The 26,534-nt window shown below is 62.5% G+C and carries 19 protein-coding genes; 10 read left to right on the top strand and 9 right to left on the bottom strand.

Going from position 1 to position 26,534, the window contains the following annotated elements; genetic code table 11:
* Nucleotides 1-119: 119 nt before the first annotated feature.
* Entirely contained in the window at nt 120-1,565 is a 1,446-nt protein-coding gene (locus tag PM3016_RS01705) for a sensor histidine kinase (protein WP_013914158.1), read from the bottom strand.
* A gap of 73 nt (nt 1,566-1,638) precedes the next feature.
* Nucleotides 1,639-2,232, bottom strand: coding sequence for a hypothetical protein (locus PM3016_RS37970; protein WP_148279650.1), 594 nt, complete (start codon nt 2,230-2,232; stop codon nt 1,639-1,641).
* A 269-nt stretch (nt 2,233-2,501) separates the two neighbouring features.
* On the opposite strand from PM3016_RS37970, the gene PM3016_RS37965 reads away from it, so the two are divergent.
* Nucleotides 2,502-2,861 carry a hypothetical protein gene (locus tag PM3016_RS37965; RefSeq protein WP_148279649.1) on the top strand — a complete coding sequence of 120 codons (360 nt, stop codon included), beginning with the start codon at nt 2,502-2,504 and terminating at the stop codon, nt 2,859-2,861.
* 121 nt (nt 2,862-2,982) lie between these two features.
* On the opposite strand, the gene PM3016_RS01695 is transcribed toward PM3016_RS37965, so the two are convergent.
* Entirely contained in the window at nt 2,983-3,327 is a 345-nt protein-coding gene (locus PM3016_RS01695) for a DUF4870 domain-containing protein (RefSeq protein ID WP_013914155.1), read from the bottom strand.
* Nucleotides 3,328-3,590: 263 nt separating this feature from the next.
* Here PM3016_RS01695 and PM3016_RS01690 point away from each other — a divergent pair, with 263 nt between their 5' ends.
* The 3 genes from PM3016_RS01690 (at nt 3,591) to yhfH (ending at nt 9,172) form a co-directional block, all read left to right on the top strand.
* Complete coding sequence (locus tag PM3016_RS01690; protein WP_013914154.1) at nt 3,591-4,262, top strand: response regulator transcription factor; 672 nt, start codon at nt 3,591-3,593, stop codon at nt 4,260-4,262.
* A gap of 327 nt (nt 4,263-4,589) precedes the next feature.
* Nucleotides 4,590-7,802, top strand: coding sequence for a response regulator (locus PM3016_RS01685; RefSeq protein ID WP_014368224.1), 3,213 nt, complete (start codon nt 4,590-4,592; stop codon nt 7,800-7,802).
* Nucleotides 7,803-8,986: 1,184 nt separating this feature from the next.
* Nucleotides 8,987-9,172 (top strand): protein YhfH, encoded by a 186-nt coding sequence (gene yhfH / locus PM3016_RS36965; protein ID WP_013914151.1) that lies wholly within the window; start codon nt 8,987-8,989, stop codon nt 9,170-9,172.
* 501 nt (nt 9,173-9,673) lie between these two features.
* On the opposite strand, the gene PM3016_RS01680 is transcribed toward yhfH, so the two are convergent.
* On the bottom strand, nt 9,674-10,852 hold the full coding sequence (locus PM3016_RS01680; protein ID WP_014368223.1) for an MGDG synthase family glycosyltransferase: 1,179 nt from the start codon (nt 10,850-10,852) through the stop codon (nt 9,674-9,676).
* Nucleotides 10,853-10,972: 120 nt separating this feature from the next.
* Nucleotides 10,973-11,248 carry a hypothetical protein gene (locus PM3016_RS01675; protein WP_014368222.1) on the bottom strand — a complete coding sequence of 92 codons (276 nt, stop codon included), beginning with the start codon at nt 11,246-11,248 and terminating at the stop codon, nt 10,973-10,975.
* Between the two features lie 188 nt (nt 11,249-11,436).
* Between PM3016_RS01675 and PM3016_RS01670 the strand changes: the two genes are divergently transcribed.
* A complete protein-coding gene (locus PM3016_RS01670) occupies nt 11,437-14,544 on the top strand; it encodes a PAS domain S-box protein (protein ID WP_014368221.1) in 3,108 nt (1,035 codons plus the stop codon).
* Nucleotides 14,545-14,919: 375 nt separating this feature from the next.
* Here the strand turns inward: PM3016_RS01670 and nagZ are convergent, their stop codons facing one another.
* Entirely contained in the window at nt 14,920-16,224 is a 1,305-nt protein-coding gene (gene nagZ, locus PM3016_RS01665) for a beta-N-acetylhexosaminidase (protein ID WP_014368220.1), read from the bottom strand.
* Nucleotides 16,225-16,564: 340 nt separating this feature from the next.
* Here nagZ and PM3016_RS01660 point away from each other — a divergent pair, with 340 nt between their 5' ends.
* From PM3016_RS01660 to PM3016_RS01640, 5 genes are all read left to right on the top strand, one after another.
* Nucleotides 16,565-17,485, top strand: a complete 921-nt coding sequence (locus PM3016_RS01660; protein WP_014368219.1) for an alpha/beta fold hydrolase — start codon at nt 16,565-16,567, stop codon at nt 17,483-17,485.
* Between the two features lie 50 nt (nt 17,486-17,535).
* Nucleotides 17,536-18,138, top strand: a complete 603-nt coding sequence (locus PM3016_RS01655) for a histidine phosphatase family protein (RefSeq protein ID WP_013914144.1) — start codon at nt 17,536-17,538, stop codon at nt 18,136-18,138.
* A gap of 438 nt (nt 18,139-18,576) precedes the next feature.
* The gene (locus tag PM3016_RS01650; RefSeq protein ID WP_148279648.1) at nt 18,577-22,116 is read left to right on the top strand and encodes an RCC1 domain-containing protein; all 3,540 of its coding nucleotides are present in this window, start codon (nt 18,577-18,579) and stop codon (nt 22,114-22,116) included.
* A 580-nt stretch (nt 22,117-22,696) separates the two neighbouring features.
* Complete coding sequence (locus tag PM3016_RS01645; RefSeq protein ID WP_013914141.1) at nt 22,697-23,188, top strand: GyrI-like domain-containing protein; 492 nt, start codon at nt 22,697-22,699, stop codon at nt 23,186-23,188.
* Nucleotides 23,185-23,595, top strand: coding sequence for an NUDIX hydrolase (locus PM3016_RS01640; RefSeq protein WP_014368217.1), 411 nt, complete (start codon nt 23,185-23,187; stop codon nt 23,593-23,595). The genes PM3016_RS01645 and PM3016_RS01640 overlap by 4 nt, the downstream gene beginning before the upstream one ends.
* 85 nt (nt 23,596-23,680) lie before the next feature.
* Here the strand turns inward: PM3016_RS01640 and PM3016_RS01635 are convergent, their stop codons facing one another.
* The 3 genes from PM3016_RS01635 to PM3016_RS01625 are packed head-to-tail and all read right to left on the bottom strand — an operon-like array spanning nt 23,681 to nt 26,430.
* A complete protein-coding gene (locus PM3016_RS01635; RefSeq protein ID WP_014368216.1) occupies nt 23,681-24,775 on the bottom strand; it encodes an ABC transporter substrate-binding protein in 1,095 nt (364 codons plus the stop codon).
* A gap of 42 nt (nt 24,776-24,817) precedes the next feature.
* On the bottom strand, nt 24,818-25,690 hold the full coding sequence (locus PM3016_RS01630) for an ABC transporter permease (RefSeq protein WP_013914138.1): 873 nt from the start codon (nt 25,688-25,690) through the stop codon (nt 24,818-24,820).
* Entirely contained in the window at nt 25,687-26,430 is a 744-nt protein-coding gene (locus PM3016_RS01625; RefSeq protein ID WP_013914137.1) for an ABC transporter ATP-binding protein, read from the bottom strand. Before PM3016_RS01625 ends, PM3016_RS01630 begins: the two co-directional genes overlap by 4 nt.
* Nucleotides 26,431-26,534 lie beyond the last annotated feature (104 nt).

The following is a 26,534-nucleotide window of genomic DNA, read 5'->3' as shown; positions in this document are numbered from 1 at the left end:
CAGGGGCCATACGCCTTTCCTACTTTGACCAGCGGAGCCTGTTTTTATACGGGACCCTCTCCGGCGTCCCTTTCACCGAATGAAAAAGAAAAGGCGCCGGACCGACGCCTTGAACCTTACTAGGATGAACTTCGCTGATCGTCTTCCGGATGCACGGGCAGATACAAGGTGAACCGGCTGCCCTTTCCGGGCTCGCTCTCTACGCCAAGGTGCCCGCCCAGCCGCTTGGCCAGCTCCAGCGAGATGGACAGGCCCAGACCCGTACCGCCGTAACGCCGGGAGATCGACCCGTCCGCCTGGCGGAACGCTTCGAAGATCAGCGCATGCTTGTCCCTGCTGATCCCGATGCCCGTATCGGTCACCGCAAAGGCCACCCAGGACCCCGCCTCTCCCCCGGGCCCTTCATGCTCCTTGCGGATATCCAGCCCCACGCTGCCCTGTTCGGTGAATTTGACGGCATTGGTCAGCAGGTTCTTGAGAATTTGATGCACCCGGGCCCCGTCCGTCCGGATGATCTCGGGAATATCCCCGGCGGCGGTGACGGAGAAGGTGAGTCCCTTTTGCCCTGCGGCCCAGGAGAAGGTATGCTCCAGAATCTGCGCGATCTCGTGGACGGAAACCTCCTCGTGGTGAAATTCCAGATGGCCCGCTTCCATCTTTGAGAGATCGAGAATATCGTTGATCTGCCGCAGCAGCTCTTCGCCGGACGCCCGGATGATGCCGAGGTACTGCACCTCCTCCTCCGTGAAGCGCCCCTCATGCCCATCGGCGGTCAGCTGCGAGAGCGTGATGATGCTGTTCAGCGGCGTCCGCAGCTCATGCGACATGTTCGCCAGAAACTCCGATTTGTACCGGGAGGCCATCCGCAGCTCCCGCGCCTGCTCCTCGAGCGCCGCCTTCGCCCGTTCGAGCTCCTTCTTCTGCCTCATCAGCAGCCGGTTCGTCGCGCGGAGCTCCCCAGTCCGCTTCCGGTCAAGATAGAAATCCCGGAGAATGAACAGGAACAAGGCGCTGAGCAGTGTCCCGAGCGGCAGCGTATACGGCATGATCGTGGTCACATAGATCCATGAGGGGATCGCACCGAACAGCGACAGATTCACTGCATTGAGCACATTGATCGCGAGCAGCGAGATGACGAAGTTCGCCGGATAGCCCACCTGTGTCTGCCGGAACCAGAGGGACAAGCCGGTGGCGGCGAATCCAAGCAGCGACAGATTGAAGAAGCCGGCCAAGGCCGCATAATTCCAGCCGAGGGTCAGGCGGACCAGACCGATGCCGATGCCGACCAATAGAGGGAGCGAAGCCCTCCTGAACACAAAAATGCTCACAATCACCGGCACCAGACGGAGATCGAAGAGCATGCTTTCATTGATCTGCAGACCGAAGAGCATCGTCACCCAGCCGGCGGACACCAGCAGAGCCACCACCAGGGCTTCGCGCGCTCTTGCGGACATGGCGGTCCACCAGCCGAACCGGTCGGCCGTATATTTATACCCCAGGTTCACGAGGTAAGAGAGCGTAACGAGGAGCGAGACATTGACGAAGAATACTTTGGAAAAGGGCATAAGGACCTCCGGGCGGCGGACGGCTCGGAGCCGTGGTTGCCGTTCACTTCCATTATACCCCAGGGATGCTTCTTCAAGAAGCGGGGATGGCGCAGAGGACCGACTGCAGGTTGACGCCCGCATAGGACAATCCGTAATGCCACGGGTGCGGCTCTACCCGGAGCCCGTCCGCGGCTGGGCTGCCCAGGCCGGCTCCCGGTGGAATCGGAGCGGGCCGGTACCCGGCGGCCTGCAGGCGGCGGATCCACTCCGCCGTGCGAACGAACAGCGCCCGGGAAGCCTGCGCCCCGTCAGGCGAAGCCGCTTCGCCGAGAACGGAGGCCAGCCCCGCCCCATAGCGGGCGTGCAGGCCCGAGCGCACGCCCGCCGGCAGCAGGCGGTCGCCCAGCCAGCGGAACAGCGCCTCGTAGTACGGCCAAGCCGCCTCGAAGCGGCCGAGCGGCCCTCCGGCGGCGAAGTCCGCGTCCGGTGCGCTGAGCACGAGCGCCCGCGGGCGCAGGGCGCCTACCGCGGCCAGCTGCTCCGCCTGCGGCGTGAAGCCGGACGGCCCCGCGCCGGGCAGGCCGCAGGCCGCATAGGCGAGCAGCGTCCCGCTGCCGGCGGACAGCTCCGCGGGCCAGGCGGCCGGCAGCGCGCAGCCGTGCAGCGGGAGCGCATGGAAGCGCACCGGCAGGCCGCACGCGGTGCCGGCCCGCTGCAGGGCGCGCTCGCCCGCGAGCAGCGCGGCCGGGTCGGCCTCCGCCGCGTAGACGGCGACCCGGCCGGGTAGCGGGCGGCCGGCGGCGCGCAGCAGCTCCGCACTGCCGCGGCTGTGCCCGCGGTTGCCGGGGCCGAGCGCAGCGGCGCAGCCCGCCGCCGTCCGGCCGGCCGAGCCGCGCGAGCAGCGCCGCCGCCGGCCGTGCGCCGCCGCCTCAGGGCTGGCCCGGCCTGCACGGCTTGCGGGGCCGCGAGGGCGGGGCCGGGCGCGCCGGCGGACGGGGCGAGCCGCTGCAGCATGGCGGACGCCCACAGCGCGGGCAGCCGGGCGCCGTCCGGCAGGGCGCCGAGCCAGCGCTGCAGGCGGCCGGCGGCGTCAGCCGGGCGGACGAGCGCTGCCGCGAGCAGCGACTGCAGCTCGCCGTAAGCCCCGGCGGGCAGGAGCAGCGGCTCCGCCGTAGGTGCGGAGGCCGGCGCAGCGGCAGGAGACTGGGCCGTGAATACCATGCGGCCGGGATTCGGGCGCGGCAGGACGGCGGAGGAGCCTGCGGGAGGCGGGAAGTTCGGGGACATGGTTCTTCTCCTTTACTTGGGGGTTAGGGGACAGGAGACGAAGGGGATTCTGCGAGAATTACACAGCGTTCGTGCTATTGCAGGGTAAGGTCAGGCGGGGCGGTTCGGGCTGAACATGGTTTCGCTTGCAGCGTAAACCCGGAAGGAATTATTCAGGCGAAGGGATCAGCGTGAAGGAGCCGACAACCGGCAGCGGCCGGCGCTCTCCCCTTGCGGCCTTCACCATGCCAAGCACGGCAAGGACGAGAACAGCCAGGTTCGTGACGGGCATAAGCAGCCAGCCGATGACGGGGATCAGGCCCAGAATAATATTGAATGCCATCGCGGTCAGCAGCAGAAGAAGTCCCTGGTTCGCATGATACATGGCGAAGCGGGAGTCTTTGGCGGTCAAGAGCGGCAGGAAAAACAGAATGTAGGCCAGCACGGCGGACGTTTTGTTCCGCTCGATGTCTTCCTTCTCGGAGATCGGTCGGCCGGGTTCCATCGGTTTCATGAGTTGACACCTCTTCATTTCAAGTTTGGCCGGCATGCGGGAGGAAGGCTGGCAGCGAACCGTTCGCTCAGGATAGGGAGCGCCAGGCCCGGCCGCTTCCGCAGCAGCTGCGGCTTACGCTATTTATCATAGGACCGGCCCGGTCACAATGACCAGTTACCGGCATCATGGGGGCAGTCATATTTTTTCGGAGGAGAGGGCGGCCGGGCATTCATTTCGTCCCTAGATTGCTCTATAATGGAAGCATGAATGGAGTGAAAACCATGAACAGCGCTACGACCATCGTCCTGGCGGACGACCAGACCCTCATGCGTGACGGGCTGCACACGATCCTGACCCTCGAAGATGATCTCGAGGTCGTAGGTACGGCCGAGAACGGCCAGCAGGCCCTTGAGCTTGTGGAGCAGCTGCGTCCGAATCTGGTGCTGATGGATATTCAAATGCCGGTGATGAACGGAATTGAGAGCACGAAGCGGATCAAAAAGCAGTTTCCCGAGACGATCATCCTCATTCTCACCACCTTCGCCGAAGACGACTATATTGTGGAAGGGCTTGCGAACGGCGCCTCGGGCTTCCTGCTCAAGGATATGCCGGGAGACAAGCTGATCCAGTCCATCCGCGACTGCGTGAAGGGCCAGCTCATGATGCCTGCTGTGATCGCTTCCAAGCTGGCGGCCCGGCTGTCCTCCGCCTCGGCGGCCGCCACCGCCGAGTTCGACCCGAAGCGGCTCAAGTCGGAGGGCATCTCCTTCACGGAGCGGGAGAAGAACATCATCTCGCTGATGATGGAAGGCAAGAACAACCGGCAGATCGCCGGCCTCCTGTTCATGAGCGAAGGCACCGTGAAGAACTATGTGTCGATGATCTACAACAAAATCGGCACCAACGACCGGACGAAGGCCATTCTTGCCCTGAAGGAATGGATGACTCCGTAATCCCGGCTCGGGCTGCCCCGCTGCCGGACCGCACCACAAAAGACGGCCGTCCCAAGGTACCGGGATGGCCGTCTTTTTTCACGTATGCGTATTTCAATTTGGTTTGTTGATCCCGGCCCCCCTGCTCAGGCATAATGGGCGGTTCGTCCTGCAGTTCGTGCACGAACTTATGACTGGCGTCACTTATCATGTGACTGTCCCATGCTTCATAGTAGAGAGGATACATCTCAAACTGTGCGATTTTTCACAATTCCGCAATCGTGCGCTGCCCGGGCTCCTCGGATTGACCGGATAGCCATTCTACTGTGCGAAGGGGGCCTTATCGTAATGTACTTCCATATCACCGCCTTTTCCCGGCTGGCCCTGACCGCCCTGCTGCTCCTTGTCCTGGCCGCCGCCGGCGCAGGCCTGCTCGGGTTCCTTCCGGTGCCGCCGGCTTCGTCCGGCGGATACGACCTGGGCATGAGGGACGGAGGCTGGTCCGTTCATATCGGGGATCTTCCGGTGCAGGCGGGCCGGGCACCCGACGAATCCGCAGCGGACTGGAAGCCCTGGAACGAGGCAGTCCCGCAGTATGAGGGCAAGCGGTATACCGGGTACCTGTGGCTGAAGCGCCCCCTTCCGGCCGGCGATTGGAAGCATCCCGTGCTGTACGTCCGGGACCTGGCTGCTTATGAGGTCTATCTGGGCGCGCAGCCGCTCGACAGCTCCTTTTCTCTCCTGGAGCTCCAGGCCTCCGGGCCGTCGCTGCGGCAGACCTCTTCCGGCTCCGGCAGCCCCGGCAGCGGAACGCTCCTCGTCCGGAGCTATCAGGACGCCAAGGGAATTCAGCTGGGCCATCTGTCCATCGGCAGTGAACGGGACGTATGGCTCGGGCTCTTCCGCCGCGATCTGAACCACCTGGCACCCGGCACACTGTTCCTGGGTGCTGCGGTTACAGGCTGTCTTCTGTATCTCCGCCGCCGCACGAAGCCTGCTTACTTGTACTTCGCCCTTCTCGCCGGCTCAGCCGCCTTCGGCACGCTGCTCACCACGGAGATGGCCGCTCTGTTCCTTCTTGACCGGCTTCAGGAGCTCGCCCTCCTTGCCCTGCCCGCGGGCGGCTGTGCGCTGTTCGCCCTGCTCGATTCGTTCTGCGGCAGCGGTCCGCTGCGTTTGCGCCGATGGATGAGCCGCAGCATGCTCGGCCTTCTTGCCATCAGCCTCGCGGCATCCCTTTGGGACCGCGTGTTGTATAAAGATACCATCACCCTGGTCTTTCCGCTCCTGTTCCTGGTCTGTCTCCTGCTGTCGGCCTGGCTCACAGTGCAGTCCTACCGCAGCTCCAGGGAGAGGTCGGACGCCTGGCTGCTGGCCGGTTATGGCGTAGGCGCTCTCGCTCTCGTACTGTCCGTGCTGACCCGCCTTCTTCCGGGCACCTGGCGTGATGCCGGTGTTCCATCGCTGGGAGATGCGGCCGACGGAATTTTTCTGACGGTTCTGCTTTTCCTCGTCTGTCTGGGCATGATGCTCCTCCAGCGCTCTTCAGAGGCTTACATCCGGGCTGAACGCTTCCTGGAGGAATTCCAGCGCCAGAATCACATGCTGGCTGCAGCCGGACGGCTGAACGAAGAACGTCTGGCGATAGCCTCGCGGGAGCTGCAGGCGCCGCTGAACGGCATTATCGGCCTGGCGGAATCGCTGCTGGACGGCGCTGCCGGACCCCTGAACCGGACGGCCCGCAGCTCCCTGGAGCTTGCGGTCTCCAGCGGCAAACGTCTCTCCTGCCTGACGCGGGATCTGATCGACTTCTCCCTGGCGAAGCATCCCCAGCCGCTGCGGCGCACGGAGGTCGAAGTGGGCCGCTCCATCCGCCTCGCGCTCGACGTGTTCACTCCGCTGGCCGCCAAAAAGGGCGTCGCCCTGACCGCCTCCCTGCCTGCCGGCCTCCCTGCCGCGTCTGCAGAGGAGAGCCGCCTGGAGCAGATTCTCTACGCCCTGCTCGGTCAGGCGCTTGCCTTCACCTCCGCTGGCGAGATCGGCGTGAAGGCCGGTTCGCGGGACGGCTTTATCGAGGTGACCGTGTTCGGCACCGGGGTGGGGCTGCAGAAGGAGGCACGGGAGAGGATCCAGCTGGCCTTCGGAACGGATACGGTGCCTGCAGAGCGGGCATCACACGAAGGAGAGCCTGCGCTTTCCCTGACCCGAACCCTCGTGGAAGGCTACGGGGGCACACTTGAGGACCGACAGGGGCTGGACCGTATCCTTTTCCGCTTCACCCTCCCCATGTGGGAGAGGACTCCAGGGGTGGTTTCTTCTCCGATTGACGGAGAACGGCTGGTCCGGACCGCCGGGATTCACGCTGATCCTTCGCTGGAAGCATCCGTCTTCTCCGCGGCCCAAGGCCGCCAGGAAGTGTCGGCCGGCCGACACTCCGGAGCCCCCGGGCTGCCGGCGGATTCGCGCAGCCATCACGCCTTCCGGCCGGCGGCACGGATTCTTATCGTGGACGAAGATCCCGTGAACCTGCAGGTGCTGGGCAACCTCCTGGCCCTCCAGCCGTACACGATCGTTCAGGCGGCAAGCGGCCCTGAAGCCTTGGCCTCCATTACGGCCGAGAAGCCGGATCTGCTTCTGATCGACCTCATGATGCCCCGCATGACCGGCTATGACATCATCCGGCACATTCGCCGTCTCTACAAAGCCACCGAGCTGCCGATCCTGCTCGTGACGGACAAAGACCGTGTGGACGGCCTCGTCGAAGGCTTCGAAGCCGGAGCCAACGATTGTGTGACCAAGCCCGTCGTCAAAAAAGAACTGCTCGCCCGTATCGAACAGCAGCTGCAGCTGTACCGCATGCACCGTTCGCTCGAGATGCAGATGGAAGAGCGGACGCTCGCTCATGAAGAGACGAAGCTCAGGCTGCAGGAGTCGATGCGGGAGACGGCCGAAGCGGTCGCCGAGCTCTCCGTGGCGGAGGAGCGGGGCCGTGCGGCCCGCGAGATTCACGACATCGTGGGGCATACCCTGACGACGACCGTGGTCCAGATCGAGGCCGCCAAGCGGCTGATCGCCAAGAACGACGAGAAGGGCTTCCAGAAGCTCGATGTCTCCCAGGAGCTCGTCCGCAAAAGCCTGAACGAAATCCGCCACTCCGTGCACATGCTCTCGGCCAGCACGGCCGACTATGACCTGGCCGCCGCGCTTCGCCAGCTGCTTCACGACACTCAGGATACGTCGGGCATTGAAGTCGAGCACCGCATCTCCCCGATGCCGCCGCTGAGCGCCCTGCAGAAGAAGGTCATCTACCATGCCCTGCAGGAGGGGCTGGCGAACGGCATGCGGCATGGGGACAGCCGGCGCTTCCGTTTCCGTCTCACCCAGGAAGAGCGGGAGCTGCATTTCCTGCTGACCAACGACGGCAGGCCTTATACCGGAGCCCCCATGGGCTACGGCCTTACGGCCATGAAGGAGCGCGTCCAGCAGCTCGGCGGATCGATGAATCTCTCCGCCGGCGACCTGGACGGCTGCCGCCTGGACATCGTGCTGCCGGTCGACTAGCCCGGCGGTATGACGATGAGCTCGGGTGCAGGCTTGCCGCCAAGGCTTCGCCCGGGCCCTGCGGTTTGCAGTGTCGGGCCTCTGCATGCGCAGCAGGACAACGGGAGGCGGCAGCTGGCCCCTGGACCCAGATAGCATCCCCGCCTGCGGCAATCGCCGGCTGTGTCCCGGCACAGCTCTCTGGCCCCAAGCGCTCAACCGCCCGACAGCCTTACGCCCCCGGGCCCCGGGTACCCTCTCATCTATTAGGCAACCCACACCCCTCCTACAGAACAAAGCCTGCGGTCGAGAGTTATCGCGTCTCACCTCCGGTACCTAAGCCGCACAGCAGGCCATATCGGTATGAGCAAACCCTCCAACCTCCGCACCCGTATACACATAGACTGCCCGCTGCTCTCTGCAACCGTGATTAGACGTCCTCTCCGAACCCCACTTCGAGCATCCAACCATCCTACTACCTTAGGATCCGCCGGCGGTACCCTCTCACCTACTAGGCCAATCCCAACTCCTCCTACACAATAAAGCCAGCGGTCGAGAACTATCGTATCCCTCGTCCGGTACATAATCCTAACAGCAGGACATACCCGGCGTAAGTAAACTCTACAACCTCCGTACCCTTCACCTTCGACTGCTCCGGTGCCTCTGTAACCATGATTGGCCGTCCCCCCGCCCCCTCTTCAGCACTCAACCGTCGTATGGCCTTAGCCACGGTACCCCTATCATCTACAGGCAAAAAACCCATTCCCAGAGTTATCGTTTTCCACGTCTAGCACTTCAGCCGCACAGCAGGCCATACCGGCGTGTGCAAACTCTACAACCTCCGCACCCGTTTACACATAGATGCCCCGCTGCCTTCTGTAACCTAGATTGGACGTCCTCTCCGAACCCCACTTCGAGCGTTCAACCGCCCGACTACATTAGGACCCGCCGGCGGTACCCTCTCACCTACTAGGCCAATCCCAAATCCTCCTACACAATAAAGCCAGCGGTCGAGAGCTATCGTATCCCACATCCGGTACATTTGCCTCACAGCAGGCCATCTATCCATCTTGAACTCGACCGTTAAAACCTCGTCAATCCCCTCATCTAGAAAAATACTTGGCCAATCGACAAGAAATCGCTTACATTCCCATGAGGAACCGAGTATAGTAAGAGTATCCTGGAGAAAAGGGAGTGATGGTATCATGCACATGCGATCAAGCGAGTTCTACGAGAACCTGCCTCTCAAATGCTGCGACACCTGCGGCAGTGCGATAGAAGAGATGGCGGACTGCTACAGCAGCACCTGTACGTCCTGCCGGGGTCTTACCTTCTATCCGCTCAGTCCCCTTACCCGTTCCTTGGCCGACCCGACTTATAGCAGCGAATGAATGCGATTTCATATCACGACAGCCCAAAAACGCCCCTGCAACGCAAGGGGCGTTTTCCTATGCCCGGCCTTCTCTGCTCATCGAAGAAGGTGCAGCAGACGGGCAAATAATAGCGGAACTCAGGTGCTTTATTCTGGTCTTCGCAGTCCCTATTCCCCAAATAGCGGAACTGAAATTCGCTATTCTTGCGAATCAGAGGGATTGGGGGCCGACTCAGCCCCCATAAGACACCTGAGTTCCGCTATTGCTCGGGAAATAATGGGAAATAGCCGAATAAGACATCTCAGTTCCTCTATTTCCAAAATTGCTGGGGATGACGCGCTATTCCCAGTCGGCCTAGGTGTGCTGTGCCTTGCATCCCCAGTTCGGTCTACCCATCGCGGCTTCCACGGCGCCACCTCGGACTGCGGCCGAGGCTGCAGTCCCAGTAACGCCTACCAACGCACGCTCCGCCGCAGTGCACGCCCCTGGCTTGCTCAGCCCGCACCAGCCGCCGCGTGCCTACCGGGCCTTGCTCATGCTGAGCTCGGGCTGCGGCCGAGGCTGCAGCGCCTCCCACGCACGCTCCGCCGGCCTCGCGATGCGGAACGCCTCCGCCCGCCCGCGCATATGCGCCAGGCGAGCCGGGTCATGGACCAGCTCAAGCAGCTGGTCCGTCAGGGCACGGCCGCCCTCGGCCTGCACAGCCACGCCCGCGCGCATAAGCACCGCCGCGTTATCCTCCTCTTGGCCGGGGATCGGCTTATAGAGGAGCATCGGCAGCGCTTTGGCCACGGCCTCGGAGGTCGTCAGGCCGCCGGGCTTCGTCAGCAGCAGATCCGCCGCCGACATCCAGCGGTGGATATCTTCCGCGAAGCCCAGCAGACGGACCCGGCCGGAAGGACGGTGCGCCAGCTCCTCTTCGAGCTCGCGCATCACGGCCCGGTTGCTGCCGCAGACAATGACGAGCTGCATGCCGGCGCAGACCGCCTCCGAACGGAGCAGGGACCGGATGCCCTCGCTGAGCAGCCCGCCGCCCCCGCCCATGACAAGCACGACAGGCATGTCCGGCTGCAGACCTAGCTGCTGCCGCACCACCGTGCGGTCTTCTTCCGCGTGGAAGCGCGGGGCCACCGGGATCCCGCTTACCGCAACCCGGGAAGAAGCGATCCCGCGGGCCCGCAGCGCCGAAGCCACCTGCTCCGATCCGACGAGATAGAGGTCCGTTGCCGGATTGAGCCACAGGGCGTGATCCGTATGATCCGTAATCACCGTGATCAGCGGAACGTGCAGCCGGCCCTCTTCCTTGAGGAGCGACACGGCCGCCGCGGCAAGCGGGAACGTGCAGATAATGGCGTCAGGCCGGTATTCGGCCGCAAGACGCATAAGAGCACGCCGTCCCAGCCGCAGGAACAGCGAAAACAAGGGCGACAGCCCCTCGTCATATTTCGTTCTATGATAGAGATATCCGTAGATTGACGGTGTTTTTTCCACCATCTTCAAAAATCCGTACTTGACGACGTGCTGCAGTTGGGGATAGACGCGCTGCATGAAGTCGACGACTTCCGTATCCACCGCTTCACGGGTTCCGAGCCGGGAGGCTTCCGCCAGGGCCTTGGCCGCCTGCCGGTGCCCGTCGCCCAGATTGCCGGAGAGCACCAGCACCCGGACCCGTTCCGCCGTCCCCTTACTCCATTTCATGACCGTACCCCCTGCATAATTTCAGGTACCGCCCTTTTTTCTCTTGTTCAGGACGATTCTGTATCTATTATATTAAACGCATCTGCTATAAAATGCCCCTGCATAAATCTTATTTTTTTCTTAAGGGAGAAGCCCGCCGATGGAGGAGATCAGCGAGTCGGCCAGCGCAGCAGCGAGTGTGACCGCCGACACCGAGGCATAGATCCGGAAAGCGGTCCGTACCCTCGCAGGCAGTTCCCCTATCCGCTTCGGCATCCGAAAGCCATTGACGGTATCGAAGTGAGAGATCGCATCATTGAAAGGCACTCGTTCTTCCGCATCCCATCCTCGGCTTCGATGCGTCTGGGTGGCATGCAGCGCCGGATCCTCATACGGGTTATAGGCACGTATGCTCATCAATCGTCCCCCCTGCCGTTTCCCTCATCGTACCACAAAGCGCCCCGGGTTGCATGGGATCGGAACCTTTTTCCTAAAATTTAATAAAGTTGGATCTTCCTCCCTTGTTTCAACGCCGCCGTTAATTCTTTAAACATAAGTAACAGTCCCAAAGAAACATGAACGGATAGGAAAGGATTTGATCGGCCTTGCCTCATGACCTCAACCCGGCGACACCGGCCCTGCTGGCCCAAAGCGGCCTCTACCCGTCCCTCTTCGAGCATCACCCCGACGCCGTCTATATCCTTGACCGGCAGGGGCGTCATCTTCATGCGAACCCGGCCGCCATGCGGCTTACCGGATACAGCGTGCAGGAAGCCGCCAAGGCGGTAACCGAACAGCTGTCCAGGGACCGGCGGCTGCTCGGGCAGCGGGAGAGAGAGTTCTCCAAAGCGCTGCGCGGGGAGGCCACCTCCCCTTATGTGATGCGGCTGACCTGCAGGGACGGGAGGACGGTCGATCTCGAAGTGACCTACATTCCGATCGTCTCGGACGGGCGCATTATCGGAGCCTACGGCATTGGCAAAGACGTAACGGAGAAGCTGGAGAATGAACGCAAACGCAGGGAGTGCGAAGATCGGTACGAGCTGATCTCCACCCATGCGCAGGATATCATTTCGTATTCGACGCCCGACGGGATCTGCCGGTTCATCTCCCCCTCCGTGAGCAAGCTGCTGGGCTATACGCCGGAAGAGCTGGAGGGCACCCGACTGTCCGCCCTGTACCATCCGGAAGACTATGAAGCGCTCCGGGGGCGTTCCTTCGAAGATGAGGACGTCTTCACCTGCCGGTTCCGCCGCGCCTCCGGGGAGTACATCTGGGTCGAAACGACCTTCAAAACGGTCCGCGGCGCGGACGGGGCCGTCCAATATTACCTCGGGATCGGGCGGGACATCACTCACCGACGGCGGATGGAAGAGCACCTGAAGCACAGCGAGAATAGCCTGGCCGCGGCACAGCGGGTCGCCCGCTGCGGTTCCTGGCATTGGGATGTCTTGTCGGACTCGATCGAGGGCTCGGCGGAGTTTCAGCGGATTTTGGGCCGGGAGGTGCGTTCGTATGGTGTGTTCCTCTCCTGCATTCATCCCGAAGACCGTGACGGAGTCGACCGTGCCGTACGCCTTGCTCTGCAGGGTGCCCCGTTTAACTATGACTACCGGATTGTGCTGCCGGACGGCGAACTCCGCCATATTCATGCCCAGGCGGACATCTGCCGGGGCCCGGACGGCCGGGTCTGCTCCATGATCGGAACGACACAGGACATCACGGAGCGCAAACACATGGAAAACCGCCTGCGGGAGAGCGAGCAGCGGTTCAAATCGCTCTTCGATTACCATCCGTCGGCCATCTATTCGATGGATCTCGAAGGAAGGCTTACGAGCGTCAACGCCTCGCTCGAAAAGCTGGTCGGCTGCAGCCGCGGGGAACTGCTTGGAAGCCCTCATGAGCGGCTCGCTGCCCCCGGTGATCTGGCGAAGGCCTCCGGCTACTTCACCTTGGCCTGCCAAGGAGTGCCGCAGAACGGGGAGATGGTCCTCCGCAGCAGGGAGGGCAGGGACATCGACGTGCAGATGCAGTATGTGCCGATCGTGGTGGAAGGCCGTGTGGTGGGCGTCTACGGCATGGCCAGCGATATTACCGAGCGCAAAAGGCATGTGGTGGAAATCCAGAAGCTGAGCAGCCAGTATACCCTGATTCTGAACTCGGTGGCGGAGGGGATCTACGGGGTGGATCTGTCGGGGCGCGGCGTCTTCCTCAACCCCGCCGCATCCGATATGCTCGGGTATACGCCGGAGGAATTCGAAGGAAGGCCGGTCCATACCTCCGTCCATCATTCGAAGCCCGACGGCAGCCCCTATCCCCGCCGTGAATGCCCCATCTACCTGACGGCACGTGACGGGCTCTCCCGGTATGTGACCGACGAGGTCTTCTGGCGCAAGGACGGCACCTCCTTCCTTGTGGAATACCGCACGCACCCCATCTATGACCAGGGGAAGCTGGTGGGGGCCGTGGTAGTCTTCACCGACACGACCAGCGAGCGGGAGATCATCCAGGCGAAGGAATCAGCCGAGCGCGCAGCCGAGGCCAAGTCCGAGTTTCTGGCCGTGATGAGCCATGAGATCCGCACGCCTATGAACGGCATCATTGGAATGACCGACATCCTGCTCGATACGGATCTGACGGGGGAGCAGCGGGAATACACGGAGATCATCCGCCAGAGCGGCGCCTCCCTGCTGCGCATTCTGGGGGACATCCTGGACTTCAGCCGGATCGAAGCGGGCAAAATGGCGCTCGAGCATCACCGTTTCCAAGTCGAGGACACGGTACGCGAGGTGCTCGATCTCTTCACTCCGAAAGCTCAGGAGAAAGGCCTTCGGCTGCAGGCGGACCTGGAGACGGGCGTGCCGCCGCTGCTCGGCGACTCCACCCGGGTGAAGCAGATTCTGATCAATCTCGTCGGCAACGCGCTGAAGTTCACCGAGAGAGGCAGCGTCACCTTGACGGTCCGCAGCCGCCCCGCCCCGGCGGGATCCCGGATGCTCGACTTCACCGTCGAGGATACAGGGATCGGCATTCCGGCAGGGAAGCTGCACCACCTCTTCCAGTCGTTCTCCCAGGTGCATCCGGCCATGAACCGCAAGTACGGGGGCACGGGCCTGGGGCTTGCGATCTGCAAAAAGCTCGTCGAGCTCATGGGCGGCACCATCGCTGTGGAAAGCACGGAAGGCGCCGGGTCCTCATTCACCTTCACCCTCCTCTTTCCCGAGGAGGGGTCGGAGGCTCCGATGGCGGTGGGCCTGCCGGCACACTCCGCACCGGAAGAGGGCCGCCGGCAGGAGCAGGCTGCAGGCGGGGAGCCCGGAGAAGACGGGCCCGGGAAGCCGCTGCGCATTCTGGTGGCGGAAGAAACCCAGGCCGCGCGGATGCATCTGCAGCGGATTCTGAGCCGCCTCGGGCACACAGTGCATACGGTGCCGAACGGGCTTGCCGCGGTCAAGGCCGTTCAGCGGCAGCCCTATGACCTGCTTCTCATGAGTACGGTGCTGCCGGTCATGGACGGGGTGACCGCCGCTTCCCGCATCCGGTCCCTGCTTCCCCCGGAACGCCGGCCGCTGGTGATCGGCCTGGCGCCCGGCGGAGGGAGAGGCGGGCAGGAGCGGTATGCCCACGCCGGCATGGCGTATGTAGCGGCAAGGCCGCCCGGTACCGCAGAGCTGCGGACTCTGCTTCGCCGGGTCCAAGTGCGGCATGTGTAAGCGTCGTTACATCACTTTTTTCGTTCCGTTGTGCCTTGCACAAAGGTCACATTCAAAAAGGATGTAACTCCTCGGTAATTAGAGCATTGCGTTCCCTTGCCTTGCACAAAGGTCACATTCAAAAAGGATGTAACTCCTCAGTAATAAGAGCATTGCATTCCCTTGTGCCCTGTACAAGGGGTCACATTCAAAAAGGATGTAACTCCTCGGTAATTAGAGCATTGCGTTCCCTCGTGCCTCGCACAAAGGTCACATTCACAAAGGACGTAACTCCTCGGTAATAAGAACATTGCATTCCCTTGTGCCCTGCACAAAGGTCACATTCACAAAGGGAGTAATTCCCCCGGCAAAAGAGCTATAGGCCGACAAACGGAGCTACTTCCCTCCGGCCGGGGCCGTTACTTCCAGCTCTTTCATCGCGTTCTTCAGCCCGGCGTTCAGGGCGGCGGTGTCCACAGCCCCCGGACGTTCGTCGGTGAGCCGGTACTTCGCCTTCAGCCGCAGGATCCGGGTGACGCTCTCCTTCAGCCTTGCTTCCGTAATGACCCCCTCCTGCACGGCGCGCTTCACGGCGGAGAACACGGCCGTGCCGGCCTCGTGTCCATGCCCGACGAGCAGCACATCTACACCTGCCGCCACCGCCTGCACACCCGCCTGCCCGAGATCGTAGCGCTTGGTAATGGCGCCCATCACGAGGTCGTCGGTTACCACGACGCCGCCGAAGCCCATCTCCTCCCTGAGAAGGCCCGTCACGATCCGGCGGGAGAGCGAGGCCGGCGCTTCCGCATCCAGCTTCGGCAGGAGAATATGAGCGACCATGACGGCATCGGCCCCGCTTGTTATCGCTTCGGCGAACGGCTTCAGCTCCAGCTTCCGCAGCCGCTCCAGATCATGCGCGACCACGGGCAGCCCGTAGTGCGAATCCTCCACCGTATCTCCATGGCCCGGGAAGTGCTTCACCACCGCCGCCACCTGCTGGGACTGCAGCCCCTTCATCGTCTGGATGCCTATGCGGCTGACCTGTGCCGGGTCGCGGCCGTAGGCCCGGTCCCCGATCACCGTATTGGCCGGATTGCTGAACACATCCAGCACCGGGGCAAAATTCATGTTCATCCCGAAGGCGGCAAGCTCCCGGCCGACGGCGCGGCCGACCGCCAGCGAGGCGGCAGGCTTGTCCGCCCGGCCGACCGCCGCGGCGGAAGGCGGCTTGGTGAGCTCCGCCGGCATCCGGCTGACCCGGCCGCCCTCCTCATCCAGGCTCAGCCACAGCGGCACGCCCCCGGAGCTGCGGTTCGCTTCCTTCAGATCTCCGACCAGCTTCGCCAGCTGGGCCGTATTCTGAATGTTATCCCGGAACAGGATGAAGCCTCCTGCATGATACGTATGTATCCACTCCCGCGCACGCCCGTCCACTTCGGTGCCTTCCAACCCGACCAGCAGCAGCTGGCCTACTTTCTCATCCAGGGACATGGCCTCCACCCGGTCCCGGATGTCATCACGCGGCTTCATCGCCGGTTCAACGGGCTCCTGTGCAGCCTCATTACCGGACCGCTCCGGCTGCAGGGACTGGGGGGGCTGCTGCCCGGCCGGAGGCACCGGTGATTGGGAACCGCACCCCTCTATCCCTGCAGCGGCCGCCAGACCCAGCAGCAGGCACAGCCATCTCGCTGCTTTTTTCATTCGTGTCCCCTCCTTCCTCTTATCGGCTGCCCCATCTACCCGGGGCTCCTTTCATCTATCCTTGCCTTCCGGAAGCCTCAGGAAACACAGTGCCGCTTCCCCCCCTATTTTTATCTTCAGGTCGCCGCCTGCCCATTCCCTATCTATACCCAATCCAGTGGGCTTCTGACTTCTGCATGGCGCCCCCAATTCCTCTTTTTATCTTCTGCCAAAGTATTCGTGCAGCCCACCCTGCTTTGTTCCCAATTCTTTACTTCACTACCGTAATAGGGTACAATTCAGCCGTCAAACCCATACGACGGTTTACAAAAATATCCAGTAAAGCGAGGTACATTTGTTCATGAAACGCAGAAGCATGGCAGCGGTCTTATCCTTCCTTCTTACCGTCTCCCTGCCGGTTCCCTACGCACAGGGGGCAGGCGAAGACCTGTCCGCCCCGGCTCCCACGGCGGCAGCCGACTCTACAACGGAACGCCCCGTAAGCCAATCCGGCATTGTATTCCAGGGGAAAGTCGACATCGGCGGCTACGGGCTGTATGTCACGATCCGGGGGGAGCGCCGCGAAGGCCTGCCTACCGTGGTCTTTGAGAACGGCTACGGCGATTCCTCCGGAATCTGGGACGCCGCCGCGCCAGAGCTGGCCAAGGTGACCCAGGTCGTCTCCTATGACCGGGCCAACATCGGCCTGAGCGATGCCCCCTCTTCCGCCTCCTACTCCGCACTCGACGCCGCCAACCGGCTGAACCTGCTCTTGAAGAAAACGGGAGTGAACGGACCTCTCGTCCTCATCGGCCATTCCATGGGCGGACTGTATATCCGCGAATATGCGTACCTGTACCCGACATCCGTCAAAGGTCTGATCTTCGTGGACGCCTCCCACGAGCACATGGAAGATGTCCTGTTCCCCGAATACCCCGTAGAAACGCGCCGAAGCATCGTCGAAGATGACCTCGTTACCTCCGGCGGCAGAGAAGGCCATTATTACCCCGATGTCGACAACACATACCGCCAGATCGACCAGGGCCGCCAGACCGACTTCCTGCGCAGTGTGCCCATCACGGTGCTCTCGGGCGGAAATCACGGTTATCCCGACACGTTCATCGACGGCGAAGCCCGCTGGGCACAGCTGCAGCGCAGCCTGGCCGCCCTCTCGAATGATTCGGTACATGTGACGGACGGGAACAGCGGCCATTACCTGCACACGCAGAACCCTTCGCTCGTGGTAGCCTCCGCGGTCACCATGTTCGGCCGGATCAAGTAACCGCTGCGGAGGATATTCACGGATTCCTTACCCTTAGGAAGGAGGCAATCATGACCGGGGTCATCACCACCGTTTATTTCGTACGTCATGCCGATTCCCCCTACTCCGCCGAGCGGGAGCGCGAGCGCGGATTGTCTGCGGCCGGAGAAGAGGCCGCCCGGAGAGCCGCCCTGCTTCTTGAAGACGAAGGGATCGGCTTCCTCGTCTCGAGCCCCTATCGGCGGGCTGTCCTGACGCTCCAGCCGCTGGCCGACCGTCTCGGACTGCCCGTCGCGGAGGAGGAGGATCTCCGGGAGCGCAAGCTGTCCGCGGAGCCTCTGTTCCCATCGCGGGAAGCCTTCTTCGAAGCGAAGCGCTCCCTCTTCGCGGACCCGCAGCTCCGGTACCCCGGCGGCGAGTCAAGCGAAGAAGCCCGGCAGCGGGGGACAGCCGTCCTCCGCGGTCTGCTGCTCCGTCACCGGGGCAGCAGGCTTGCCCTCGGTACGCACGGCGACATCATGACCTTGATGCTCGGAGCCTGGGACCCCGCTTACGGCTTCCGCTTCTGGCAGAGCACGTCCATGCCGGATATTTATAAAGCGGAGTTCATGGAGGATGCCGCAGGTCCGTGCCTGTACGCCGTTACCCGCCTGTGGCGGGGACCAGGAGCCTAACTCTGCCGGCCGGCCCGCACTCTTGCGGCAGGCCAAGCCCTTCCTGTTCCGGACTCCGGGAAGGTGAGCCCGTGTCTTTGCCCTATGCATGCGAAGGCACCGGATCCTCTCTCCCCGCGGCGGTATGGCCCCCTTCCCCGGACGCTTCTCCTCTCTGAGGAGAGGCGTCTTTTTTCTGTCCAGGCCCCTCCTAAATACTTCCATGACCGAACCTGTGACAGGAGTCAGTAGTCATATGACTGCCGGATCGGATACGATATGTATCGTCCGCTGCAGGCGGTGCAGCCGAATCCTGCAGCGCAGAAGAACGGAATCAGCGAAAGATCAGCATACATGATTTATCCCCTGGGAGATACCCACCGCACTCGCCCGCGCAAGACCGCTAGTCCTCTACCCCTTCCTCACCCCAAATTCACGAACATTGGAGATGACCTGATCATGAGTTCCAAACCATCCAACCGCAAAAACCTCCTCATCGCCAGCTCCCTGCTGCTGGCCTCCCAGTCTCTCGGCACGGCCGGTGCCGCCGGGACGGACACCCAAGGCTCCTCCTCCCCTTCCGCCTCGGGTTCCGCCACCGTTACCGCTTCCACCTATGGCTCCGTCACCGCGGCCACCTACGGTACGGATACCACGGCTCCGACAGCACCGGCCTCTCTGACTTCCACGGCGGTGACGGCCAGCTCCGTGACGCTCAGCTGGTCCTCGGCTGCGGATAACGTGAAGGTAACCGGCTACGACATTTATCAAGGGGCAACGAAGGTCGCCTCCGTTCCCGACACTTCCTATACGGTGACCGGCCTCGCGCCGAACACCACGTACTCGTTCACCGTGAAGGCCAAAGATGCGGCGGGCAATGCGTCCCCCGCCAGCAAGAGCCTCTCCGTCACCACACCGGCCATCGCCGCCCTGACCGCCGGAGAGCTGCTCTTCGAAGCGGAGCTGCTGACCCAGCGGGACTCCGGCGACGCCACGACACAGTACAGCGATACGGCTGCCAGCGGAGGCAAATGGGAGTACTACAACGCCAACGCCGTGGCCGACTATATCGAGTACGATCTGAACGTGCCGCAGGCCGGCACCTATGCGATCACGGGCCTGGTGCGCTCGGCCAACAACCGGTCCATCGTCCAGCTCTCCGTGGACGGCAAAGCCCAAGGCTCGCCGGTCGATGCTTACAGCACGACGGCCGCTTACGCCGAGAAGTCGTTCGGCAGCATCACCTTCGCCGCCGGGGGCACCAAGAAGTTCCGCTTCGCCGTCACCGGCCGCAATGCCTCCAGCACGGACTACAAGATCGCTCTGGACGCAATCAAGCTGACGCCGCAAGGTGCGGCCGATAATGTGGCGCCCACCGCCCCGTCCGGCCTGACCTCCACGGGCAAGACGGATACGACCGTCTCCCTCTCCTGGAAAGCGGCTGCGGATAATATCGGGGTCACGGGCTACGACATCTACAGCGGAGCCACGAAGCTGGCTACCGTCACCGGCACGACGCATGTCGTGACAGGCCTTGCCCCGGCTGCGGCCTACTCGTTCACCGTTAAGGCGCTTGATGCCGCAGGCAACGCCTCCCCGGCCAGCAGCCCTCTGGCGGTCACGACAAACGCCGCTTCCTCCACGTCGCTGACCTTCGAAGCGGAGTCGGCGCCGCAGGCCGATTCCGGCGATGCAACGACATTAACCGCCGACGCAGCCGCCAGCGGAGGCCAGTGGGAGAGCTATAACGCGAACGCCGTAGGCGACTATGTCGAGTATGCCCTGAACGTAGGCGCAGCCGGCAGCTATGAAGTGCGCGTAGCCGGCAAGGCCGGAGCGAACGCCGGCAGCTATGAAGTGCGCGTAGCCGGCAAGGCCGGAGCGAACGCCGGCACGGCGGTGCTGACGGTTGACGGCACGGCCCAAGGGGCGCCGATCGACTTCTACAAGCCGGCCGCCCAGTCGGCCATCACGGAATACAGCCGGGGACAGGTGTACTTTAACTCCCCGGGCTTCAAGATCTTCCGTTTCACCGTAACCGGCAAGAACGCTTCGAGCACGGGCTATACCGTTCCGCTTGATGCCATGAAGCTCGTGAAGGTGGCCGACAGCCAGGCACCGAGCGTACCGGCCAATGTCACCGTCACCGCCAAAACCGGCACCAGCGTATCGCTGGCCTGGACGGCATCGACGGATGACGTCAAGGTTGCCTGCTACGATATCTATAACGGGACCGCGAAGGCAGGCTCCTCCACCGAGCCGTCGTTTACGGTTACGGGGCTTTCCCCTAACACGTCTTATACCTTCACGGTCAAGGCGAAGGACACCGCAGGCAATGAATCGGCAGCGAGCGCGCCGGTCACCGCGGTAACCTCGGCAGCCCTCGGCGCGGTTCCGCTCGCCGTCTCCCTGCTAGGCAACCACACCATGTTCATCAAGAGCGACGGCACCGTATGGGGCTGGGGCTACAACGGCCACGGCCAGCTCGGTACCGGCACGTCGAACTCCACCTCCGTGCCGGGCAAGGTCATCAACCTGACCGGCATGAAGATGATTGCCGGCGGGGAGAATCACACCGTGGCGCTGAGAAGCGACGGCACGCTGCACACCTGGGGCTACAACGGATACGGCCAGCTTGGCGATGACTCCACTACGACCCGCTACAGTCCGGTTCAGGTCTCCACCCTGACGAACTGGACGGCGGTATCGGCCGGCGAGAACCACAGCCTTGCGCTGAAGAGCGACGGCACGGTCTGGGCCTTCGGCTACAACGGCTACGGACAGCTCGGCGACGGCACGACCTCCAGCCAGCGCACCCCCGTGCAGGTCAAGGATCTGACGGGTGTCGTGGCGATCGCAGCCGGCAAGGACTTCTCCCTTGCCCTGAAGAGTGACGGAACGGTCTGGAGCTGGGGCCAGAACACCTACGGCGAGCTCGGTAACGGCACCACGACCCGCAGCAGCGTACCGGTTCAGGTGGCTCTGCTCACCGACGTCAAGGCGATTGCCGCAGGCGACTACCACGGGGTGGCGCTCAAGAAGGACGGCTCGGTCTTTGCCTGGGGGTATAACGGCAACGGAGAGCTCGGCAACTCCTCGACGATCTCCCAGAGTACACCGGTGCAGTCCGGCGTAACGGGCATCAAGGGCATTGCCGCAGGCCCATACCACACGCTGGCGCTGAAAAGCGACGGCACGGTCTGGAGCTGGGGCTACAACGGATACGGACAGCTCGGCAACGGCAACAACACGAGCCGCAGCGTGCCGGCCGCCATCCCGGGCCTCGCATCGATCGCTTCCATCGCCGCCGGCGAGAACCAGAGCATCGCTTACGGCAATGACGGCATCCTGTACTCCTGGGGCCGCAATGCCAACGGTCAGCTCGGCAATGGTACGACCGTCGATACGAACGTGCCGCACAAGGTCATCGGCCCGAACATCAACCCGGCGGACACGACGGCGCCTGCGGCCGTCTCGGATCTGCGCGTATCGTCGCAGAATGTGCGATCGCTGACGCTGAACTGGTCGCGGGCGACCGACGACGTCGAGGTCGCTTCCTATGAGATCTACAACGGTTCAGTGCTCGTCGCCACGACAGGCCCGACCAACACGTCCCATACCCTCAGCAATCTGGCGCTGAACACGACGTATCAGATCACAATCCGTGCGAAGGATGCCACAGGCAACAAGGCTGCCGCAAGCAATGTGGCTTCGGCGACGACGTCCGACAAGACCCCTCCGGCCACGCCGAAGGATGTCGCCCTGACGGGCCTTACTTCCACGACAGCCACCCTGTCCTGGGCGGCCAGCACGGACAACGATCTCGTGAAGCAGTACAACATCTATCAGGGGACGACCAAGGTGGGCAGCACGGCATCGACTTCCTTTACCGTGACCGGCCTGACCTCCAAGACCGCCTACAGCTTCACGGTCAAAGCAGAAGACGATGCGGCCAACGAATCGACCGCTTCCGCCGCCCTCTCCGTGACAACCGAATAACTGAAGCTTTAAGCCTCCTCCGGCCCCGGCCGGACGGAGGCTTTTGCCGTGCGCCCATTCTCACGGAACCGGGATGCCGCTGCCGCCTGCCCTCGCAGGAGAATGCCGCTGCCGGGTTCAACCGGATTTCTAACGCTGCCCCACTCCCGCTCCTTCGTTCTGATACAGCAGCCCCGGCGGTCTTCAACATGCGCACATCGGGCGGGATGCACATACGGACCGGCTAGTTATCCAGGGTCCCCGCTGTATACGGCACGGCACACTCTCTGGTCACGAAGCTTTCACAAGCGGGCTTTTGCCCGCGGGGCCCCGGTTGTGATATGATAGTCCCATTGGATATATTAACCAGTTACCTCTTGCGAAACAGTTCCCTTCCTCACCGGGGTACCTTTCGGACAATCGAAGCCAAGACACATTCACTTATGATTGCGCTTACATTTTGGAGTTAACCCGTTTTACCTGCGTGCTTCACCCTTGTCCTTTCTCCCCGCTGCGAACCTCCCGCCTCACGACCGCTGCCGCAGCCCGCCGTCGCAGATCAGCCGCCCCAACCCATACCATAAGCAAAGGAGTCTTCGCGATGTCCCTACCTATCCTGTCGAAGCCGGGGATCCATCTGGTCTCCCTCGAGAAGCTGCAGCTGATCGGCCTGCACGTCACCATCCCGTTCGAGCTCGGCAAAGACGGTGAACGTTCGGTGCACCGTGTCCGCGAAGAGTTCATTCGCCGGCGGCACGAGATTCGCCATGCCGTACAGCCTGCCCGCTATGTCTGTGCCCACTATGCGAGCGAGGTGCTGTTCACGTATTTTTACTGCCTGGAGGTCAGCTCCCTGGACGCGATTCCCGGCGGAATGACCGGCTTCACGGTCCCTCCGCACCGCTATGCCGCCATCCGCTCGGACGGCGATCCTTACCTCGATATCGAGAACGGGCTGCTCGCCAATGGGCTGCGCAAGGACATCCGGGCGCTGGCGCTGGAATTCTATTCCTTCGAGCGCCCTCTCTGGCCAAGTGAAGTGGACGTGTATGTTCCGCTGGAGCCCTCCGACGAGACGGAGGCGTTGGCGTGAGGCTGCCGCCGAAGCACATCGTCTCCGCCGCCGCCATCGTGCTGAATGAACGGGGAGAGCTGCTGCTCGTCCGGGGCCCCCAACGCGGCTGGGAGATGCCCGGAGGCCAGGTGGAGGAAGGCGAATCGCTGGGCACCGCCGCGGTGCGTGAGACCCTCGAAGAATCCGGCGTCGAGATCGAGATTGTCCGCTTCTGCGGGATCTTCCAGAATGTCAGGGGCAGCATCTGCAACACGCTCTTCCTGGGGCGTCCCATAGGCGGAGAACCGGTTCCGACGGAGGAGAGCCTGGAGAGCGGCTTCTTCCCTCTGCCTGAAGCATTGGAGAGAGTCACCTGGGGCAACTTCCGCCAGCGCATCGAATACTGCCTGCGTCCCTCGGCGGAGCCGTTTTATATCCCCTTCTAGGACCGCCGCCATACCCCCTGATATTTCCCCAACAAGGGCCGGAACCGCACTTCTCTGCGGACCCGGCCCTTTTGAGGCTGACGTCTTATTTGAACTGCGACTTGACCAGGGAAGCATCAACCGCCTGCAGCAGGCTGAGATCGTGGTAGGACGCCGGCTCCGGAACGGTCTTGATGTTCCCGACCGACTTCAGGTAGGCGCCGACGGCCGGGCCGTTGCTCCCGTTCACATACGTATCGCCCGCCTCCATCGAGTAGACGTTCCGGTTCATGATCTCCTTCAGCTCGCCCTCGGTCAGATGCAGCTCCGGCGCCAGAATCTTGATCGCTTCATCGCGGTTCGTATTGATATAATCCGTCGCTTTTTTCAGAGCCCCCAGCACGGCCTTGACCGTATTCGGATTCTTCTGGAGATAAGCATCCGTTACCTGCATCGTCGTATGAACGCTCATCCAGTTCACATCGCCCTTCTTCTCCGGCAGCTCACTCTTCGTCCCGCTGAAGAGGAATTTCCCGCCGGCCTGGGTCGCTTTGGTGATGAACGGTTCCCAGCAGGCCATCGCATCAATATCGCCGTTCTGGAGGGCGACGACTGCGTCGCTCGGCGCCAGATTTACGAATTTGATCTTGCTGACATCGACCCCAAGCTCCTTCCCCATATTATCGATTGCGATCTTCACGTCGGCCCCGTTCGGAATCCCGATCGTCTTGCCTTCGAGATCCTTGGCGCTCTTCAAGTCAAGATCCTTGGCTCCCACTACGGCCTGCGTGCCGGCAATCTGCGCGAGAGGGGCGACGATCTTCACTCCGATCCCGTTCGACTTCAGGATGATGTCCATGAAGTTCGTCTGGATGCTGACCGGAGCGCTTCCCCCTGAGACCATCGGACCGATATCCGGCCCGCTTTCGATCAGCTTGCTCGTTACGTTCAGTCCCGCTTCCTTAAAATAGCCCAGCTTATCCGCGATGATCTGCTGCGAAGAAATCTGCGCATCCCTGACGCCGATCAGGGTAATGTCCTTGGTCTCCAAAGCGCCCGATCCCTCCGCAGTACCGGTGGCGGTAACCGCCTTCTCGGATGCCGCCGGACTGCCGCCCGAGGGGCCGCCTGTGCCGCATGCCGATAACAGAAGTACCAGTGCCGCCGCCAATATGGAACCCGTGCCGTTTTTTCTCTTCATTGAATTTCCCTCCACCCTCGTTGGTATGTGTGCTGCCTTCCCCTACTTCTCGACGGCCCCGCTCATACCGCCCTTGCGCCAAGCCAGCACCCTCCTCTCAAGCAGCTTCAGCAGGAAGGAGAACAGGCTGTATTCCATGCCGATCAGAATGATGGCAACGAACATATTGGTAATCTTGAAGTAGTTGCGGGCATCCACAATAATGTAGCCGAGCCCGGAGTCGGCCCCCATCATCTCGGCAACAATCAGGGCGGAGAAGGAGAGTCCGAGGCTGATCTGCGCGCCGATGAGCAGATTGGGGACGGCCGAGGGAATCATGACGCGGGTGAACACCTGCCGCTCCGACGCACCCAGGCTGAGGGCGGAACGGATCAAGGTCGAGGGCACCGACTTGAAGCCGTCGAGCGTATTGACCAGCACCGGGACGAAGGTGGTCCATGCGATGAGCAGCACCTTGGGGAATTCGCCGATCCCGAACCAGATGATGAAGAGCGGCAGCAGCGCCAGGGCCGGAATCGGACTCACCAGCGTAAGCACGGGAGAGATCCAGCGCTCAAGCCGGCTGAACTTGACCATGAGCACGGCCAGGGCAACCGCCAGGACAGACCCGATCATAAATCCGGCTGCGATGCGGATTGAACTGGAGAGGAGACTGTCGGCGACGACGCCGGTCTTCGCCAGGGCCCAGCCTTCGATCACAAGCACGGATGGAGCGGGTAGAAAAAGCGGATTGAACAGGGCCAGGCTTCCATTGACCCTCGAGAAGATCTCCCACACCGCGAAGAACAGCACGTACGGGGCCATATTCCACCCGGTTGCCGCCGATGGCCGGCCGCCTTTCCTGAGAGCTTGACTCTTCGGGGGCAGCACGGCGGCATCCTTCTGCGGGACGGCAGCACTCTGCAGCTCGCTCATGCCGGAACCCCCTCCCCCGTGTCCATCAGCAGCTTCTCGATCCGGGCCATGTACTCGCCGAAGCCCGGCGAATCATAGGATCGGGGATGCGGGATGCCGATCTCGAACGTATCGGCAATCACCCCGTGCTTCATGACAACCACGCGGTCCGCCAGGCTGACGGCTTCGCTTATGCTGTGCGTAACGAACAGGATCGTCGGCTTCAGCTTCTCATAGATGCTCCGCAGCTCCCGCTGCATCATATCCCGGGTCAGAATATCGAGGGCGCCGAAGGGTTCATCCATGAGCAGAATATCCGGCCGGCTCGCCAGGGCCCTGGCGATGCCCACCCGCTGCTTCATCCCGCCGGACAGCTCCGCAGGATAGTGGGCGGCGTAGCTCTCGAGCCCCACCAGGCTCAGGAATTCGGCGGCCAGCTCCCTGGCCTTCGGCCTCGGCATGCCCTGCACCTCCGGGCCGAAAGCAACGTTCTCGAGCACGCTGTACCAAGGAAACAGCGCATGATCCTGGAAGACCATGCCGCGCGACTTGGAAGGACCTTCAACGGTCCGGCCGTCTACCCGGATCGCGCCTTCATCGGGAAACAGGTACCCTGCGACCATGTTGAGCAGCGTGGACTTGCCGCAGCCGCTGTGCCCGAGGATGCATACGAACTCGTTCTCCCGTACGCTCAGACACACATCCTTCAGGATGACCCGCTCGCCGAACCGTTTGCCAACCTGCTCTACCACCAGCTTCATACAGGAAACTCACCTCTCTCGGCATTGGGATGGAGATGCTTGATGATCCCGGTGTTGCCGGCACCCAAGCAAGAAATACAACATTGTATACAATCCGGGGCAAA

This window comes from Paenibacillus mucilaginosus 3016 (genome assembly GCF_000250655.1).
In the GTDB taxonomy this organism is placed as follows: domain Bacteria; phylum Bacillota; class Bacilli; order Paenibacillales; family NBRC-103111; genus Paenibacillus_G; species Paenibacillus_G mucilaginosus.
The sequence above is the reverse complement of the archived record's forward strand: the minus strand, read 5'-3'. Positions and strand labels throughout refer to the sequence as shown.

Bases quoted from the DNA above. Each gene is read 5' to 3' on its own strand.
- PM3016_RS01705 (WP_013914158.1), bottom strand. From the start codon at position 1,565: ATGCCCTTTTCCAAAGTATTCTTCGTCAATGTCTCGCTCCTCGTTACG.
- PM3016_RS01695 (WP_013914155.1), bottom strand. From the start codon at position 3,327: ATGAAACCGATGGAACCCGGCCGACCGATCTCCGAGAAGGAAGACATC.
- PM3016_RS01690 (WP_013914154.1), top strand. From the start codon at position 3,591: ATGAACAGCGCTACGACCATCGTCCTGGCGGACGACCAGACCCTCATG.
- PM3016_RS01685 (WP_014368224.1), top strand. From the start codon at position 4,590: ATGTACTTCCATATCACCGCCTTTTCCCGGCTGGCCCTGACCGCCCTG.
- yhfH (WP_013914151.1), top strand. From the start codon at position 8,987: ATGCACATGCGATCAAGCGAGTTCTACGAGAACCTGCCTCTCAAATGC.
- PM3016_RS01680 (WP_014368223.1), bottom strand. From the start codon at position 10,852: ATGAAATGGAGTAAGGGGACGGCGGAACGGGTCCGGGTGCTGGTGCTC.
- PM3016_RS01675 (WP_014368222.1), bottom strand. From the start codon at position 11,248: ATGAGCATACGTGCCTATAACCCGTATGAGGATCCGGCGCTGCATGCC.
- nagZ (WP_014368220.1), bottom strand. From the start codon at position 16,224: ATGAAAAAAGCAGCGAGATGGCTGTGCCTGCTGCTGGGTCTGGCGGCC.
- PM3016_RS01660 (WP_014368219.1), top strand. From the start codon at position 16,565: ATGAAACGCAGAAGCATGGCAGCGGTCTTATCCTTCCTTCTTACCGTC.
- PM3016_RS01655 (WP_013914144.1), top strand. From the start codon at position 17,536: ATGACCGGGGTCATCACCACCGTTTATTTCGTACGTCATGCCGATTCC.
- PM3016_RS01650 (WP_148279648.1), top strand. From the start codon at position 18,577: ATGAGTTCCAAACCATCCAACCGCAAAAACCTCCTCATCGCCAGCTCC.
- PM3016_RS01645 (WP_013914141.1), top strand. From the start codon at position 22,697: ATGTCCCTACCTATCCTGTCGAAGCCGGGGATCCATCTGGTCTCCCTC.
- PM3016_RS01635 (WP_014368216.1), bottom strand. From the start codon at position 24,775: ATGAAGAGAAAAAACGGCACGGGTTCCATATTGGCGGCGGCACTGGTA.
- PM3016_RS01630 (WP_013914138.1), bottom strand. From the start codon at position 25,690: ATGAGCGAGCTGCAGAGTGCTGCCGTCCCGCAGAAGGATGCCGCCGTG.
- PM3016_RS01625 (WP_013914137.1), bottom strand. From the start codon at position 26,430: ATGAAGCTGGTGGTAGAGCAGGTTGGCAAACGGTTCGGCGAGCGGGTC.